We start from the raw sequence: 14811 nt of genomic DNA, 5'->3' as shown, positions 1-14811 counted from the left end.
CAAAAGGCAGATATCCACGCGTTACTCACCCGTGCGCCACTCGTGCATTGCTGCACGCGTTCGACTTGCATGTGTTAAGCCTGCCGCCAGCGTTCGTTCTGAGCCAGGATCAAACTCTCAAGTTTAACGTGCTCCTCCAATCAGGAGGAGCGAGATCCCGTCACTAGATTACTACGTCCGGCTCGCGCCGGACCTCGAACTAGCGACGACGAAAACATCTGCAGCCGACCCGAAGGCCGAAGCTGACGTTCGCCGCCGCCGGCGTATCCTTTTCCAAACAGACGATGCATAGAACGCACGACCCTGAGGCCGAGACCCTTGGCAGACCGGGAACCGCTCGGGTCGAAGAACCCTTCGCCGCAATTACGCGCGACGTTTTCGGTACACCCAGTTCGCTTGGGAGGCGCGCTTATATGAGGCGCTCATCGGGGTGTCAAACGTAAAGTTTTCCCGCTCTGACGTCGATCGCCCGGCAGTTCGAAAGCTCGCCCGACGCTCGGCCGCGACGAGCGTCCCGGCTGAGCGCCTCCGACCTTTTTCGAGGCCTGTACCCTCGACCAAGATGGAGAAAGGAACGGTCCCTCGCCGCATGTTCGCAGTTTACGCCGGCCGTGCCTTGCAGGGCGCCTGCGGCATCGCGAACTCGATGGGGCTCAGCTTGCCGTCGGCGCCGCGGGCAGGGAAGCTCGCCACGCGTGCCTGCTGGTCGGGCCTCAGGATGAACACCGTGTCCTGCTTCGTTGCGCCATCCGGACCGTAATGGTAAGACCATACGCAAAGGGCGACCTGCAGAGGTCGGTCGATACGATCCAGATGTGCCCGACGCATCGTCCGTGTGCCACTTGGGTTCTCCAAGCAAGGCGATCCACACCGCGCCGACCGTATGTTCTGGACTCCGTTGTGCCGCAGAGTAAAATCGGTCACTGGATGGCTGTGGCCAGAAATCCACGCGAAATTCCATAGGTTTAGGTGACATTCCAGAAGCTGCAAACGAAGCGAACGTACGAAGAGGTCATCGCGCAGGTGCGTGAACGGCTCTTCAGTGGAACGCTGAAGCCGGGTGATCGTCTGCCGGGAGAACGCGACCTTTCGGTGCAGTTGGGAATTGGTCGTCCGGCTCTTCGCGAAGCGCTGCGTGCGCTCGAAGCAACCGGGCTGATTATCCTCCGCAAAGGTAAGACCGGCGGTGCATTCATCTCGAATGGCAAGGCCCGGGTAATCGCCGAGAACATGTCCGACCTGCTCAGGCTATCGAGCATTTCGGTCGACCAGCTGTTCGAGGTGCGCCTCTGGGTTCAGACAGGCCTTGCCCGCGCGGCCTGTCAGCGTGCAACGAAGGACGATATCGAGAAGCTCAGGCAGAATGTTCTCGAAGGCGAAAGCCTCCACGCCCGAGGGCTCAGCCGGCAGCGCATCGAGGTGAACGTCGAGTTCCACAACATCCTTGCGGAAGCAACGAGGAACCCGGTCGCGCAGATCGTCATTCGGGGGCTGACGGACGCGTTGAAGGCCCTGAGCCACGAGGTCGGCTCATATCCCATTGCCAGCCTGTTCGACGACCGGTTGAGCCTTGTGAATGCGCTGGAGAGGAAGGATGAGGATGCCGCCGCCGCCGCGATGGAGCGGATCCTCAAGAGCACGAAGCCGCTTTACAAGAGGCTGGAAGCGCAGCGGCTTGCAGCCGCCAGGACTGCAACCGCGCCTGTGCGTGCCGCGCGAATCGGCCGGAAGCCCAATGGCACGAGCGGCAAGACCACGGCGCTCAAGGGTACCTCGTAGGACGATCTCTCGTTTCCCTCCCCAAGCTTCGCTTGGGGAGGTGTCGCCGTCTTCCGGCGACGGAGGGGTCATGAGCCCCAGTCCCGCTGCCCATGACCCCTCCGCCCCGTTTGACGGGGCACCTCCCCAGCGAAGCCTAGTTTCAGCACAGATGTTGCGCCGCACGAAGACGGGGGGAGGTTGGGAGTGTGTGTTGAGGAGCACGCTTCTCCTATAATTTTGGAATCCAATACAACTGTCGAGAGCAACAATAGAATCCTCAGATCGCCTGGCAGATCACTTCGAACCCCCTGTTGCAGCGAGCAGAGCCAATGTGATCTCTGACGATCCTCTTCAACCCAAAGAGGATCACCATGATCGGCGAGATCGGTTATTTCGGCGACGCCCGGCTGGCCCGCAATGGCGCCCTGCTGCTCGAGCGCATGCACCAACGACAGACTGTCTGTATACGCAAGCTCACCGAGGGTCGGGCCGAACAGGTCAGGTTCCTGCGCTTTCTGTCGAACAAGGAGGTCACGGTGGAGGAAATGATCTCGCATCGCGCCCTCCTGGCCGGCGTCGCTGCGGTCGGCCGCCACGTGCTGGCAATCCAGGACACCAGCGAGGTCAACTACCAAGCACAACGCCGCCGCAAGCACTCGCTCGGCACGGTCGGCAATGGCACCGACGTCGGGCTGTTCATCCATCCGGTGCTCGCTGTCGACGCCGACAACGGCGAATGCCTGGGCCTGGTCGACGCACAGATCTGGCGCCGCACCACCGGCAAGGCCGCCAACTACAAAGAACTGCCGATCGAGTGCAAGGAGTCCAATCGATGGCTCAAGGGAGCCGACCGCGCCAAGGCCGTCCTGGCCGACGCCGCCCTGATCACCGTCGTCGATGACCGCGAGGCCGACATCTACGAGAAATGGGATCGCCTGCCCGACCAACACACCCACCTGCTGACCCGCGCCTGTCGCAATCGTAGCCTGGGCGACGGCCGCAAATTGTTCGAAACCTTGGCCAGCTTCGACGAGGTCCACCGCTTCGAGCTCGATCTGACCGCCCGACCAGGCAAGAAGCGCATCGCCCGAAAGGCCACGATCGCCGTCCGCTTCGGACCGCTCACCATTCGACGCCCTAAATCGTGCTCCGATCGCCAAGCCTCGCCCGAGATCGACCTGTTCGCCATCGAAGCCCGCGAGATCGACCCGCCGCCCGGCCAGACACCCATCATCTGGCGCCTCTTGACCACCCATCGCCTCGACAGCCTCGAAAAGGCCGTCACCGTGATCGGCTGGTACCGCAGGCGGTGGGACATCGAGCAGCTCTTTCGAACCCTCAAGCAACAGGGCCTGCGCCTCGAACAGAGCGTCCTCGAGGACGGCAACGCTCTCGAAAAGCTCGCCGCCATCGCTCTCATCACCGCTGCCATCACCATGCAGCTCGTCGCCGCTCGCTCCGCCGCCCAACAAGCCGCCCCGGCAAGCCGCGTCTTCTCATCTCAGCAGCTCATCGTCATCGCCGCCTTGCTCAGCACCAGACAAGGGCGCACCGCAAAACAGCGAAATCCCTTTCCTCCCAACAGTCTCGCTGCCGCTGCCTGGATCATCGCTCGACTCGGCGGATGGACCGGATACCAAAGTGACAAATCAAATGGCCCCATCACTATGCGCGACGGACTCGAACGCTTCTACGCTATCGCTGATGGTTACCATCTCGCAGCGCAACATCTGTGCTCAAGTTAGCCAGCGAAGCTGGGGAGGAGACTCAGGCCGGAGCGAACACGCCTTCCTGGTTGGCTGCGCCCACCGCGGTCTTTCCGGAAGCCTTGCGAACGACGCGGCCCGCGAACGCCGGATCGCGCTGGAGCGTCGGCATCACGCGGTCGGCAAACAGCCGCATGCTGAGCTCGGCTTGCGCGTGCGGCAGGCCGCCGAACGCGAACTCCGTCACCAGGTGGCCGAGGCCGGTAAGCCGGTGCAGCTCCTCGATCTTCTGCAGGCAATCGTCGGGCGTGCCGACGATCTGGATGCTGACATAGAAGTCCGTCGCCTTCGCGCGGAAATTCTCATCCTTCATCTTGGCGTAGGTCTTGCCGACCTTGCCGTAGGCCTCGTAGCCCTTCACGTTCGCCAGGTGGCCATCCGAGAAATGATAATGGGCATCGATTGAATCCCACTTTGCGCCGAGATACTTGACGCCTCGTTCCTGGGCCTCCTCGCGGCTCTCCGCGCAGGAAACATTGGTCAGGATGATCGGCGGCCTGGCCGCGTGGCCGACGCTTTCGGCGAGATTGTGGAAGTTGTAGATGTCCGCCGCCGCCTTCGGCCACTCGTTCTGCATGATCACGAGCATGCCGAATCCCATCTTCGCGATGATCTCCGCCGACTCCGGACTCACGGAAGACGCATAGAAGCGGCGTTCGGGATGCGAGATCGGCCGCGGCCTGATCGACGTGCGGGGAATCTTGAAGAACTGGCCGTCGTGCTCGAAGCTGTCGTTGGACAACGCCTTGACGACGATCTGCGCCGACTCCACGAAGCGGGAGCGCGCCTCCTCCATCGGAACCCGGAAGCCCGCATACTCGACGGATGCCGCCCCGCGGCCGAAGCCGAACAGACAGCGCCCGCCACACATCACGTCGAGCAACGCAATCTGCTCGGCGACGCGCACCGGATCGTGCCAGGGCAGCACGATCACCGCGGTGCCGAGCTGGATGCGCTTGGTGCGGCCGGCATAGTAGGCCAGGAGTTGCGTGGGCTGGGGCGACATGGCGTAGCCGGTGAAGTGATGCTCCAGCGCCCAGATCGAATCGAAGCCGAGCGGCTCGACGAGATCGCCCATGGCCATGTGCTCGCCGACCACCGACGCGTCCGCGTGGCCTTCCTGACACAGCATGTTGAGGGCCATTCCTACCTTCATCGCGCGTCTCCTCAGGCTCATTGACCACAAAACCGTAAGGTCTTACCATTAGGCCGTCAACCGTCCGAGGCATGTGCGTCGCGATTGACGGATCTGCAGGTCGGACCGCCGGAAGCTCCTCGACCGGCCAGGCGCGGCGCGGCCGCCGCCTCGGTGACGAGCGGAAGTCTGCCTTGCGCGTCGGGAGAAGGAAACAGGGATGAACGGCAAGGGTGTGCTGGACGGCAAGGTTCTGCTCGTCACGGGGGGCGGCCATGGCATCGGCCGCGAGATCGCCCTGCTCGCGGCCAGGGAAGGCGCAAATGTCGTCGTCAATGATCTCGGCAGCACGCCGCGCGGCGAAGGCCGGGATAACGCCGCAGCCGGCGCCGTCGTCGACCTGATCCGCCAGGAGGGCGGCGAGGCCGTCGCCAATGGCGGCGATGTCTCGAGCTTCGACGACGCCAAGGCGATGGTGAAGCAGGCCGTCGATTCGTTCGGCAGGATCGATGCCGTGGCGAGCATCGCCGGCATCTCGCGGGATGCCGCCTTCCACAAGATGACCGAGCAGGATTTCGACCTGGTGGTCAACGTCAACCTCAAAGGAAGCTTCAATGTCGCCCGGGCTGCGGCGGATTTTTTCCGCCCCCAGATGACCGGGGCGATGCTGCACACGACATCGACCGCCGGCTTGATCGGCTACCGCGGCATGGCGAACTACGCCGCGGCCAAGATGGGGATCGCCGGTCTCTCCCGAGCCATTTCCCTCGACATGGCCCGCTTCAACGTGCGCTCCAACTGCATGGCGCCGCACGCCTGGAGCCGGATGGCCGCTCAGATGGTGGCGCGCACGCCGGAGGAAGCGGCCCGGGTCGAACGCCAGAAGGCCATGAGCGCCGACAAGGTTGCGCCGCTGGCGGTCTACCTGCTGTCAGATCTGGCAAGCGGCATCACGGGACAGGTGTTCGGCGTGCGGCAGAACGAGATCTATCTGTACAACCAGCCCCGCCAGGCACGCAGTGTCCATCGCGAGGCCGGATGGTCGGCCCGTGGCATTCATGAGCACGCTATCCCCTCGATGCGCCAGTTCTTCACCGGGCCGGAGGACTCCTCCCAGGTCATCGGCTGGGATCCGATCTGATGATTGAGAGGCGAGCACCATGAGCGGGATGCGCAAGATGGACATTGCCGACATCGTCGGTCCGCTGGAATTCGACCCCGTTGCCCTGGAGAAGAAGTACAAGCACGAGCGCGACAAGCGTGTCGTGCCGGCAGGCCAGGGCCAGTACGTGGCGACCGTCGAGGGCAAGTTCGCGGACTACGGCAAGGATCCGTGGGTCAATCCCGGTTTCAGCCGGGCGCCGCTGACCGACCATACCGAGGTCGTCATCGCCGGCGGTGGCTTCGGGGGTCTCCTGGCGGCCGCGCGGCTGCATGAGCGCGGCTTCCGGGACATTCGCATCATCGATGACGGCGGTGATTTCGGCGGCACCTGGTACTGGAACCGCTATCCTGGCGCGATGTGCGATATCGAGGCGCACATCTACCTGCCATTGCTCGAGGAGCTGAACCATGTCCCCAGGCACCGCTACGCCTACGCGGCGGAATCGCTCGAGCTCAGCCGCAAGATCGGTCAGCATTACGGCCTTTACGACAAGGCCTGCTTCCAGACCGTCATCACGGGCGCCCGCTGGATCGAAAGCGACCGCAAGTGGCTGATCGAGACCAACCGCGGCGACCGCATGACCGCCGACACCTTCATCATGGCCTGCGGCCGGCAAAGCCTGCCCAAGCTCCCGGGCATCGAAGGCCTCGGAAGGTTCAAGGGGCACGCCTTCCACTCCAGCCGCTGGGACTACAAGTACACCGGCGGCTCTGAGACCGATTTCAGGCTGACCGGGCTCCAGGACAAGCGGGTCGCCGTCATCGGTACCGGAGCCACGGCGATCCAGATCGTGCCCGAGGTCGCGAAATGGGCGAAGGAGCAGCTGGTGTTCCAGCGCACGCCGTCGGCTGTCTACATCCGCGGACAGAGGGAGACGGGCGCGGACGACTATGCCGACATGTCGAAGCCGGGATGGCAGAAGGAGCGGCGGGAGAATTTCCAGCACATTTTGAATGCGACGCGCCAGGAGGATGATTTCGTGCAGGACGGCTGGACGGACCTGTCGGCGCGCATGAAGCCCCTGCTCTCGACCAAGGCGATGACCGAGGGGCTGGGGCGCGTTCCCTCCGCCGATGAGAAGTCCCTCGTTGCCGAGCTCGCCGACTATCGCGTCATGAACCTGATCCGCTCGCGCGTCGACGAGATCGTCAAGGATCAGGCAACGGCCGATGCGCTGAAGCCCTACTATCGCTGGCTCTGCAAGCGGCCCTGCTTCCACGACGATTACCTGGAGGCCTTCAACTCGCCCAATACCAGACTCGTCGACACCGAAGGACGCGGCGTCGAGAAGTTCACCGAGCGCGGCATCGTCGTCGACGGCAAGGAATACGAGGTCGATTGCGTCATCTTCGCCACCGGCTTCGAGGCGGGCATCTCCTACATCCGACTGACCGGCTTCGATGTCGTCGGCCGAGGGGGCGTCAAACTGAGCGAGCACTGGGGAAGCGGCGTGCGCACGCTGCACGGCATGACGACCGACAAGTTTCCCAACCTGTTGCTGCTGGGCGGCAACCAGCACTCTGCCGGCGCCTCTAACGCAGTCCATCTGCTCGACGAGCAGGCCACGCATGTGGCCTACATCGTCAGCGAAGCCAGGCAGCGCGGCTTGCGAACGGTCGAGCCCACTGCCGAAGCGGTCGACGGCTACACGGACATGATCCGATCGTCGCCGAGCGTCAAGGTTCAGATGAAGTTCTACGGCGCCTGCACGCCGGGCTACTACAACGGCGAGGGCAAGAGCACGAAGTCCGAAGACCTGTTCTTCGGCAATCGCTGGGGCGGCAAGGTCATGGCGTTCTATGACATGCTCGCCGGCTGGCGCCGGCAGGGCGATCTGCCGGGCATGATCCTCGAGCGATAGCCGACGCCCACACCGCAACTCAGAAGGCTCGCAGACAACGAGGAACAGCCATGGCAAGTCCGGAGTTTCATGCCCTTGTCGCCAAGATGCGGTCGCGGCCGCGGCAGCTGGACCAGACGATCGAGCAGGCGCGCGCGGGCATGGTGGCGACGAGCCAGGCTTTTCCGCCCTCGCCCGATGCCGTGTTCGAGCGGGTGGAGGCGAACGGCGTGCGCGCGGAGTGGGTCAAGGTCCCCGGCAGCGGGCAGAGTCCCGTCATCCTCTACTTCCATGGCGGCGGCTACTGCATCGGCTCAGCCGAGACGCATCGCGACCTGGTCAGCCGGCTGTGCACGGTGACCGGCGGCCGGGCACTTTCCGTCGACTATCGCCTCGCTCCGGAGAACCCGTTTCCAGCCGCGGTGGACGATGGTGTCGCGGCGTATCGATGGCTGAGAAGCCAGGGCGTCCCGGCGAAGTCGATCGCCGTCGCGGGCGACTCCGCGGGCGGCGGTCTCGCGCTGGCGACCTTGCTCGCCCTCAAGGAGGCCGGCGACGCGCTGCCAGCGGGCGGCGTGTGCATCTCGCCCGTCACCGATCACATGAAAGAGGGCGAGTCGATGCGCACGAAGATCGACCTCGACCCGATGGTCCATCCCACCAGCAGCACCGCCTATTCGCGGAGGTATCTCGGCGGAGCCGACCCCAAGGCTCCCCTCGCCTCCCCGCTCTACGCCGATCTCAGGGGCCTGCCGCCGCTGCTGATCCTGGTCGGCACCTGGGAAGTGCTGCTCGATGATTCGACGCGCTTCGCGGCCAAGGCCAAGGAGTCCGGCGTCCCCGTCGAGCTCGAGGTGTGGGAGGAGATGATCCACATCTGGCCCTACTTCGCCAAAGCCATCCCCGAAGGCCGGCAGGCGATCGATCGCATGGGCGTGTTCATCAAGAAACACGCCGGAGCGTCATCCCCGGCTTGAATCCCTCGCCTTCCTTCCCCTCCCCAACTCTGTTGGGGAGGTGTCGCCGTCTTCGGCGACGGAGGGGTCATGAGCCGCGGGACTGTGGCCCTTGACCCCTCCGTCTCGGATTACCGAGACACCTCCCCAGCGAATCTGGGGAGGAGAGTGAAAGGCATGCCCATTTGCGAGCGCCCCACCCTACTTGCGTAGTACCGATGGCGGAGAGCCATCGGAAATATCGCGTCCGTGTCTGGTGACCGGCCAGGCCGCCCGTCGTCAGCCGCTGGCGATGACACTCTCGAGCGCCTGCCTGTTGCGAACGACAAGAAAGCCGTGCCCCTGGTCGAGGATGCCCCTCTCGCTCCAGGCAGCCAGCTGCCTGCTTACCCGTTCGCGCGATACACCGAGCATGCCTGCAAGCTCAGCGTGGGAGACGCGCACAGTGCCGGTCCGCGACGCTCCTTCATCATGCGCCAGAATAACCAGTTGCTTGGCCAGCCTCGTGGATAGATCCAGGAAGGTCGCGTCGGCAATCCACTCGGTGGACCGCCGCAGGCGGGCGCACAAGAGTTCGACGATCCGGGACATGGCGTGGGGCCGCTCAGCGAGGAAAGACATGAACTCGCTGCGCGCGATGAAGAGCAGGCAACAGGCGTCACGCGTCACGGCCGTCGCGGTGCGCCCTTTGCCGTCCAGCAGGGCGATCTCGCCGAAGAAGTCTCCGGGGCCGAGGACATTGAGGATCAGCTCTTTGCCTCTCGAGGAGTCCACAGTGAAGGCCACGCGGCCTGCCAAGATGCCATAAAGGCCGTCGCCGGCATCGCCCTCCTGGAAGAGTATGCATCTTGCTGGAACGCGGCGCCTGCGCGTGCGCTTCAACAGCTCCTGCTCGTCCTCCGCCGACAACCCGGAGAAGAAGCAGTGAAGGCGGAGCAGCTCCTGTCGCGTCATAGCTACAGTCTGGGCATTTACGAGAACCACCACAAGGCCGAGTTCCTTCAGCGGATTTCTGGAAATGTAACCTGCGTTACATATTAATAGTGACCTTCATTACAACCGAATGGTCGCTCACGTTACTGAGCCACCGGCCGCCCGGGTGCTAGCAGCAAAGGCGTGAACCGCAAGCAACGTCGCACTGCTGAACGGCCGCTATCAGCGACTGAGGCACCTCGCCGAAGTGTCCCGGAAATGTTCGCCGAGGCCGTCTACCACCATCAGGCCGGACGACTGGTTGAAGCCGAGCATCGTTACCGTCAAATCCTCGCCGCGAACCATCACGCCTATCCCGAAGCCCACATGAATCTGGGCTATGCCTTGTTGCAACAGGGCAGGCTCGAGGAGGCAGTCACCAGCTACCGAAAGACTCTCGAGTTGGCGCCGAACAACGCTGAGGTCTTGCTCAATCTCGGCAACATCCTGGGCGACTTGAGCCAGGAGGATGAGGCGATTGCCTGCTACCGCAAAGCCCTCGTCCTCAAGCCAGAGTTTTCGGATGTTCACAACAGCCTGGGGGTCACGCTCTGCGTCCTGGGCAAAGTCGACGAAGCCATCGCCAGTTACCGCCGCGCGCTCGAGATCAGGCCGGACTCCGTCATGACCCTCGACAACCTTGCGTCGGCATTGATGGCACAGGGCAAATCGGCGGCCGCTTTGACGATTGCGCAACAGGCGCTGGAAAGCTGCGAGAGGGCGATCGCGCTCAGGCCCGACGATATCGGCGCCCTCTATGATCGTGGCAACATCTGTCAGCGGCTGAACCGCTTCGACGAGGCGGTCGCCAGCTACGACCGCGTGATCGCGCTCGACGCCCGCCATGCCCAAGCCTACTGCAACCGCGGCATTGCGCTGATCCAGCTCGGCCGCTTCGGGGAGGCGCGGGCAAGCTTCAGCCGGGCAGTCAAGTTCGTGCCTGGCCTTGCCGAGGCGCAGTTCGGCCTGTGCATGGCCGAATTGCCGATCGTCTACGAGACCGAGGAAGAGATCACGAGACGTCGCGTCGCCTATGCGCGGCGCCTGGAAGTTCTGTGCGCCGCCGTCGAGCGCAACCCGAAGCTGGCTCGAGGCGTCGGCACAAGCCAGCCATTCTATCTCGCGTATCAGGGAATGAACGACCGCGACCTGCAGGCGCGCTACGGCTCGACAATTTGCCGGCTCATGGCAGAGCGCTACCCGCAGGTGCCCCTGGCTTCGCGACCGGCGGATTGCGAGCCAGTGCGCATCGGCATCGTCAGCGGCTACTTCCGAGAGCACACCGTCTGGAAGCTGATGATCAGGGGTTGGCTGGGCCAGCTCGATCGCCGTCGTTTTCGCGTGTTCGGCTACCACACAGGAGCCGTGCGGGACGCCGAGACGCAGTGGGCGCCGGCAAGGTGCGAGCGATTCGTGCAGGGCCCTCTTTCCGTTGACCGCTGGCGTGCAGCCATTGCCGCCGATGCGCCCCATGTCCTGATCTATCCCGAGGTCGGAATGGACCCTGTCGTCACCGCGCTGGCCGCCCAGCGTCTCGCCCCGGTGCAGTGCAACTCGTGGGGCCATCCCGACACCAGCGGCATGCCGACGCTCGACTATTTCCTGACCAGCGACCTGATGGAGCCAGACGATGGCGAGGCCCACTACACCGAGCGACTGGTGCGGCTGCCCAACCTCTCGATCTACTACGAGCCCATCGAAGCACGACCGGTCCCGATGACCCGCGAAGACCTGGGTTTGCGCGCGGACGGCATCGCCTTCTGGTGCGGCCAGTCGTTGTACAAGTACCTGCCACAATTCGATTCGGTGTTCCCTCGCATCGCGCGCGAGGTCGGTGACTGCCAGTTCGCCTTCATCCACTATCAGGATGGTGCCGGGGTCACCGAGCTCCTGCGCCGGCGACTTGGCCGGGCCTTCGCAGCGGCCGGGTTGGATGCCGACGAACACTGCGTCTTCCTGCCGAGGCTCGATCAGGACAGCTTCATTGCGGCGACCGGCCAATGCGACGTCTTTCTCGACAGCATCCACTGGTCGGGGGGCAACACGACGCTGGAGAGCCTGTCTCACAGTCTGCCCATCGTCACGCTCGCAGGCCCCCTGATGCGCGGCCGCCACAGCGCCGCGATCCTCCGGAGGATGGGCATCACCGAGACAATCGCTGCCACATTGGACGACTATGTCGCCATCGCGGCCCGCCTGGCCAAGGACGCCTCATGGCGGGCGACAATCAAGGCCCGGATCGCCGCCAACAAGCATCGCGTCTATCGTGACACCGATTGCGTGGCGAAGCTCGAGGCCTTCCTCGAGCGGGCGGCTCGTGGGTTGCGTAGCTTGAGCGACGAAGCCCTCCCACAACAGGTATTCGCCAAGCGGCTCCGCTCGGGATGACAGCTTTATTTGTCCAATGCGATGCCCTGGTCTACGCCGCCGTCGATTCCTGCGGGATCCAGCTCTTCGCCTCCCCCGCATAGATCGCGCCGGGATTGCCGCGCACCGTGGTGCGCCACATCATGCGCTGCTCCTTGTCGGCGTCGTACCATGTGGCGGTATGGATCAGGCAGCGATTGTCCCACACCAGCACGTCGCCCTGGGTCCATTCGTGGACGTAGATGAACTCCGGCCGCGTGTAGTGCGCCATCAGCTCGTCGAGCAGCCGGGCGCCGTCGCCGTGCGGGCCCGGCTCCATGCCGACAAACGGGCCGTCGAACCAGTCCATCTGGCCGCGCTCGCAGAGATAGAGCGCCTTCTTGCCGGTGACCGGGTGGACGCGCGCGACGGGCTGCGCCTGCGAACGCTCGTGCGGCGCGAAGGGGCGCGGCGTGCGGCCAGCCTCCGCGTCACCGCGGCCGCGTCCGCTCCCCGGCTGGGCGTGCAGGCCTTCGAGATTGTCCACCCTGGCCTTGAGCGCCGGCGGCAGCGCGTCGTAGGCGAGCGTGCCCGAGGCGAAGATCGTCTGGCCGCGCTCGCGCGCCACCGGGTTTACGGCAAAGAACAGTGAGATGTCGGGTGGCGGACGGCGATAGCTCTGGTCGGTGTGCCAGCCGACGCGGTGCGGGTACTGCACCGGTAGCTTGCCGTCGGCGGTCAGCGGCGGCTCGGGCCGCGCCGGCGGCGGGCGCGACCCGGGCACCATGTTGGTGACCATGAAGATCTCGGGCACGGTTTCGTGCGCCATGCTGACGCGCGTCAGCAGCGTGCGGTAATCCTCGACCTCCGGCCCGAACAGGTAGCTCATCTCGACCAGCAGCCGCGGCCGCCCGGCGATCTCGTTCAGTTCCGGGATCAGCAGCAGGCCGCCGGCATCGGCGAGCGCCTGCGGCAGCCCCTCGGGCATTCCTCGTGACAGAGGTCGTGCAAGCCTGACCGTTGCGCCGAAGGCCGCGCCGGGCAACGGCGCGGCGATGTCGAGAGCTCCGCTCATCCTGTTTGTTCCTGCTTCACTGCGTGGTGGACGACAGAGCGCATCGTAATTCAAAATCTGTGCCGGGGATAACGAGGGAGTATCGACATGAAGATCCTGTTGGCGGGCCTGCTGGCCCTGACACTGGCCGCGTTCGGCAGCCCGGAGGCCAGGGCCGACCGATTCGAGGACATCCAGAAGAAAGGCGTCGTGCGCATCGCCGTGCCGCTCGACGTGCCGCCCTTCGGATCGCAGAACCAGGCGCGCGAACCGGAAGGCTTCGACGTCGAGCTCGCCGGCATGGTCGCCAAGGCGCTGGGCGTGAAGCTCGAGCTGCAGCAGGTCACCGGCGCCAACCGCATCCCTTTCCTGCTGACCGACAAGGTCGACATCGTGATCTCGGTCATGGGGCTGACGCCCGAGCGCGCCAAGCAGATCATGTTCACCGCACCCTACGCCGATACCCAGCTCGCAGTGTTCGGCCCCAGGAGCGCCGACGTGAAGTCGGCCGACAAGATCGGCTCCCTCAAGGTCGCCGCTGCCAAGGGCACGACCCAGGAGCTGGCGCTGTCGGCCATGGCGCCCAAAGCCACCATCATGCGCACCGAGGACGACGCCACCGCCGCGGCGGCCTATCTCTCCGGCCAGGCCGAGTTGATCGCGACCAACAGCCTGATCATCCCCGACCTTCAGAAGCGCAATCCGAACAAGGAGTTCGACCTCAAATTCACCATCCGCCGCAGCCCGGCCCACATGGGCGTGCGCATGGGCGAGCACAATCTGGTGCGCTGGCTCGACAGCTTCATCTTCTTCAACTCGATGAACGGCGAGCTCGACCGCCTGCACAAGAAGTGGCTCGGCATCCCGATGGCGCCCCTGCCCTCGCTGTGATGGTGGCAGAAGCGAGCCACGCCGGCGGCACCCCGTGGCCGGTCGCGCATGGCTCGCCCAAGAGGGATCCGATCTCTGCCAGCCTGCCCGGAATGCGCACGACCGATGACACCACCGCGGAACGCAAAGAAACCGGCGCGGACCGCAAACACGGCGCGGCGGCGCGGTTTGCGTCCCTGCCAAGTCCTTGATTCAAAAGGATGGGACCGCAACGGGACGGCACGCAAATTTTCGTGGGACGAGGATGACAGAGAGGCGGTTGCTGGAACCTAGGCAAGAACACAAGCACCACAAAGAAAGCATCCCTCATGAGCGAGATCGACTGGTCGAGGCTGAAGGCCTCGGAGATCAAGGCGCTGGCGGCGCGCAATGCCATCGTCATCGTGCCGATCGGGGCCACCGAGCAGCATGGGCCGCACCTGCCCAGCATGGTCGACTGGCGGTGCGTGCACGAGGTGTCGCATCGCGCGGCGCTGATCATGGAGAAGACGGCGCCGGTGGTGGTGACGCCGACCATCCCCTTCGGCATGTCCGAGCATCATATGTCGCTCAGCGGGACGATCACGCTCGACTACGCCACCATGTATGCGGTGATCCGCTGCGTGGTCACCTCGGCGATGCGGCACGGCTTCAAGCGCATCTTCGTGCTGAACGGGCATGGCGGCAACACGACGGCCCTGCAGAACATGGTCGGCGAGCTGACCGTCGAGCACAAGCTGCCCTTCGCCACCGGCACGTACTGGGACATCGCCGCCAAATCGATCGCCAGGCTGCTGGAAAAGCAGAAAGCGCTGCTGCATGCCTGCGAGGCCGAAACGTCGATGATCATGGCGATGGCGCCCGAGCTGGTGAATCCCGACGAGCTGTCGCAGATGCACGGGCCTTACATCCCCGGCCTGTCGGCCATCCCGACGGTCAACGAAGG

12 protein-coding genes and 1 rRNA gene are annotated in these 14811 nt (G+C 64.4%); 8 read left to right on the top strand and 5 right to left on the bottom strand.

Going from position 1 to position 14811, the window contains the following annotated elements; all coding sequences use genetic code 11:
- A 16S ribosomal RNA gene (locus tag ACILR9_RS37865) occupies positions 1-125 on the bottom strand; the annotation flags it as partial.
- A 475-nt stretch (positions 126-600) separates the two neighbouring features.
- Positions 601-726, bottom strand: coding sequence for a hypothetical protein (locus tag ACILR9_RS37860; protein ID WP_395715177.1), 126 nt, complete (start codon positions 724-726; stop codon positions 601-603).
- Positions 727-969: 243 nt separating this feature from the next.
- On the opposite strand from ACILR9_RS37860, the gene ACILR9_RS37855 reads away from it, so the two are divergent.
- Both ACILR9_RS37855 and ACILR9_RS37850 read left to right on the top strand, forming a co-directional pair.
- Positions 970-1779, top strand: a complete 810-nt coding sequence (locus tag ACILR9_RS37855) for a FadR/GntR family transcriptional regulator (protein ID WP_395715176.1) — start codon at positions 970-972, stop codon at positions 1777-1779.
- 353 nt (positions 1780-2132) lie between these two features.
- On the top strand, positions 2133-3506 hold the full coding sequence (locus tag ACILR9_RS37850) for an IS4 family transposase (protein ID WP_395715175.1): 1374 nt from the start codon (positions 2133-2135) through the stop codon (positions 3504-3506).
- Between the two features lie 22 nt (positions 3507-3528).
- On the opposite strand, the gene ACILR9_RS37845 is transcribed toward ACILR9_RS37850, so the two are convergent.
- Positions 3529-4683, bottom strand: a complete 1155-nt coding sequence (locus ACILR9_RS37845) for an LLM class flavin-dependent oxidoreductase (protein ID WP_395715174.1) — start codon at positions 4681-4683, stop codon at positions 3529-3531.
- Positions 4684-4882: 199 nt separating this feature from the next.
- Between ACILR9_RS37845 and ACILR9_RS37840 the strand changes: the two genes are divergently transcribed.
- From ACILR9_RS37840 to ACILR9_RS37830, 3 genes are read left to right on the top strand one after another with little or no spacing between them, the layout of a single operon-like run.
- Positions 4883-5803, top strand: a complete 921-nt coding sequence (locus ACILR9_RS37840) for an SDR family oxidoreductase (RefSeq protein ID WP_395715173.1) — start codon at positions 4883-4885, stop codon at positions 5801-5803.
- Between the two features lie 19 nt (positions 5804-5822).
- Positions 5823-7688 (top strand): flavin-containing monooxygenase, encoded by a 1866-nt coding sequence (locus tag ACILR9_RS37835; RefSeq protein ID WP_395715172.1) that lies wholly within the window; start codon positions 5823-5825, stop codon positions 7686-7688.
- A 50-nt stretch (positions 7689-7738) separates the two neighbouring features.
- The gene (locus ACILR9_RS37830; RefSeq protein WP_395715171.1) at positions 7739-8644 is read left to right on the top strand and encodes an alpha/beta hydrolase; all 906 of its coding nucleotides are present in this window, start codon (positions 7739-7741) and stop codon (positions 8642-8644) included.
- A gap of 258 nt (positions 8645-8902) precedes the next feature.
- Here the strand turns inward: ACILR9_RS37830 and ACILR9_RS37825 are convergent, their stop codons facing one another.
- Positions 8903-9577 carry a Crp/Fnr family transcriptional regulator gene (locus ACILR9_RS37825; protein ID WP_395715170.1) on the bottom strand — a complete coding sequence of 225 codons (675 nt, stop codon included), beginning with the start codon at positions 9575-9577 and terminating at the stop codon, positions 8903-8905.
- A 237-nt stretch (positions 9578-9814) separates the two neighbouring features.
- On the opposite strand from ACILR9_RS37825, the gene ACILR9_RS37820 reads away from it, so the two are divergent.
- Entirely contained in the window at positions 9815-11983 is a 2169-nt protein-coding gene (locus ACILR9_RS37820; RefSeq protein WP_395715169.1) for a tetratricopeptide repeat protein, read from the top strand.
- A gap of 31 nt (positions 11984-12014) precedes the next feature.
- On the opposite strand, the gene ACILR9_RS37815 is transcribed toward ACILR9_RS37820, so the two are convergent.
- Positions 12015-13016: a TauD/TfdA dioxygenase family protein gene (locus ACILR9_RS37815; RefSeq protein WP_395715168.1), complete on the bottom strand. Its 1002-nt coding sequence runs from the start codon at positions 13014-13016 to the stop codon at positions 12015-12017.
- 87 nt (positions 13017-13103) lie between these two features.
- Here ACILR9_RS37815 and ACILR9_RS37810 point away from each other — a divergent pair, with 87 nt between their 5' ends.
- Both ACILR9_RS37810 and ACILR9_RS37805 read left to right on the top strand, forming a co-directional pair.
- Positions 13104-13886, top strand: coding sequence for a transporter substrate-binding domain-containing protein (locus tag ACILR9_RS37810; protein ID WP_395715167.1), 783 nt, complete (start codon positions 13104-13106; stop codon positions 13884-13886).
- 308 nt (positions 13887-14194) lie between these two features.
- A partial coding sequence (locus ACILR9_RS37805; RefSeq protein WP_395715166.1) for a creatininase family protein occupies positions 14195-14811 on the top strand: 617 nt, incomplete at its 3' end.

It is taken from the genome of Reyranella sp. (assembly GCF_044224635.1).
Taxonomy (GTDB): domain Bacteria; phylum Pseudomonadota; class Alphaproteobacteria; order Reyranellales; family Reyranellaceae; genus Reyranella.
The sequence above is the reverse complement of the archived record's forward strand: the minus strand, read 5'-3'. Positions and strand labels throughout refer to the sequence as shown.

Coding starts and splice junctions, on each gene's coding strand:
- ACILR9_RS37850 (WP_395715175.1), top strand. CDS start 2,133: ATGATCGGCGAGATCGGTTATTTCGGCGACGCCCGGCTGGCCCGCAAT.
- ACILR9_RS37840 (WP_395715173.1), top strand. CDS start 4,883: ATGAACGGCAAGGGTGTGCTGGACGGCAAGGTTCTGCTCGTCACGGGG.
- ACILR9_RS37825 (WP_395715170.1), bottom strand. CDS start 9,577: ATGACGCGACAGGAGCTGCTCCGCCTTCACTGCTTCTTCTCCGGGTTG.
- ACILR9_RS37830 (WP_395715171.1), top strand. CDS start 7,739: ATGGCAAGTCCGGAGTTTCATGCCCTTGTCGCCAAGATGCGGTCGCGG.
- ACILR9_RS37810 (WP_395715167.1), top strand. CDS start 13,104: ATGAAGATCCTGTTGGCGGGCCTGCTGGCCCTGACACTGGCCGCGTTC.
- ACILR9_RS37835 (WP_395715172.1), top strand. CDS start 5,823: ATGAGCGGGATGCGCAAGATGGACATTGCCGACATCGTCGGTCCGCTG.
- ACILR9_RS37820 (WP_395715169.1), top strand. CDS start 9,815: ATGTTCGCCGAGGCCGTCTACCACCATCAGGCCGGACGACTGGTTGAA.
- ACILR9_RS37845 (WP_395715174.1), bottom strand. CDS start 4,683: ATGAAGGTAGGAATGGCCCTCAACATGCTGTGTCAGGAAGGCCACGCG.
- ACILR9_RS37815 (WP_395715168.1), bottom strand. CDS start 13,016: ATGAGCGGAGCTCTCGACATCGCCGCGCCGTTGCCCGGCGCGGCCTTC.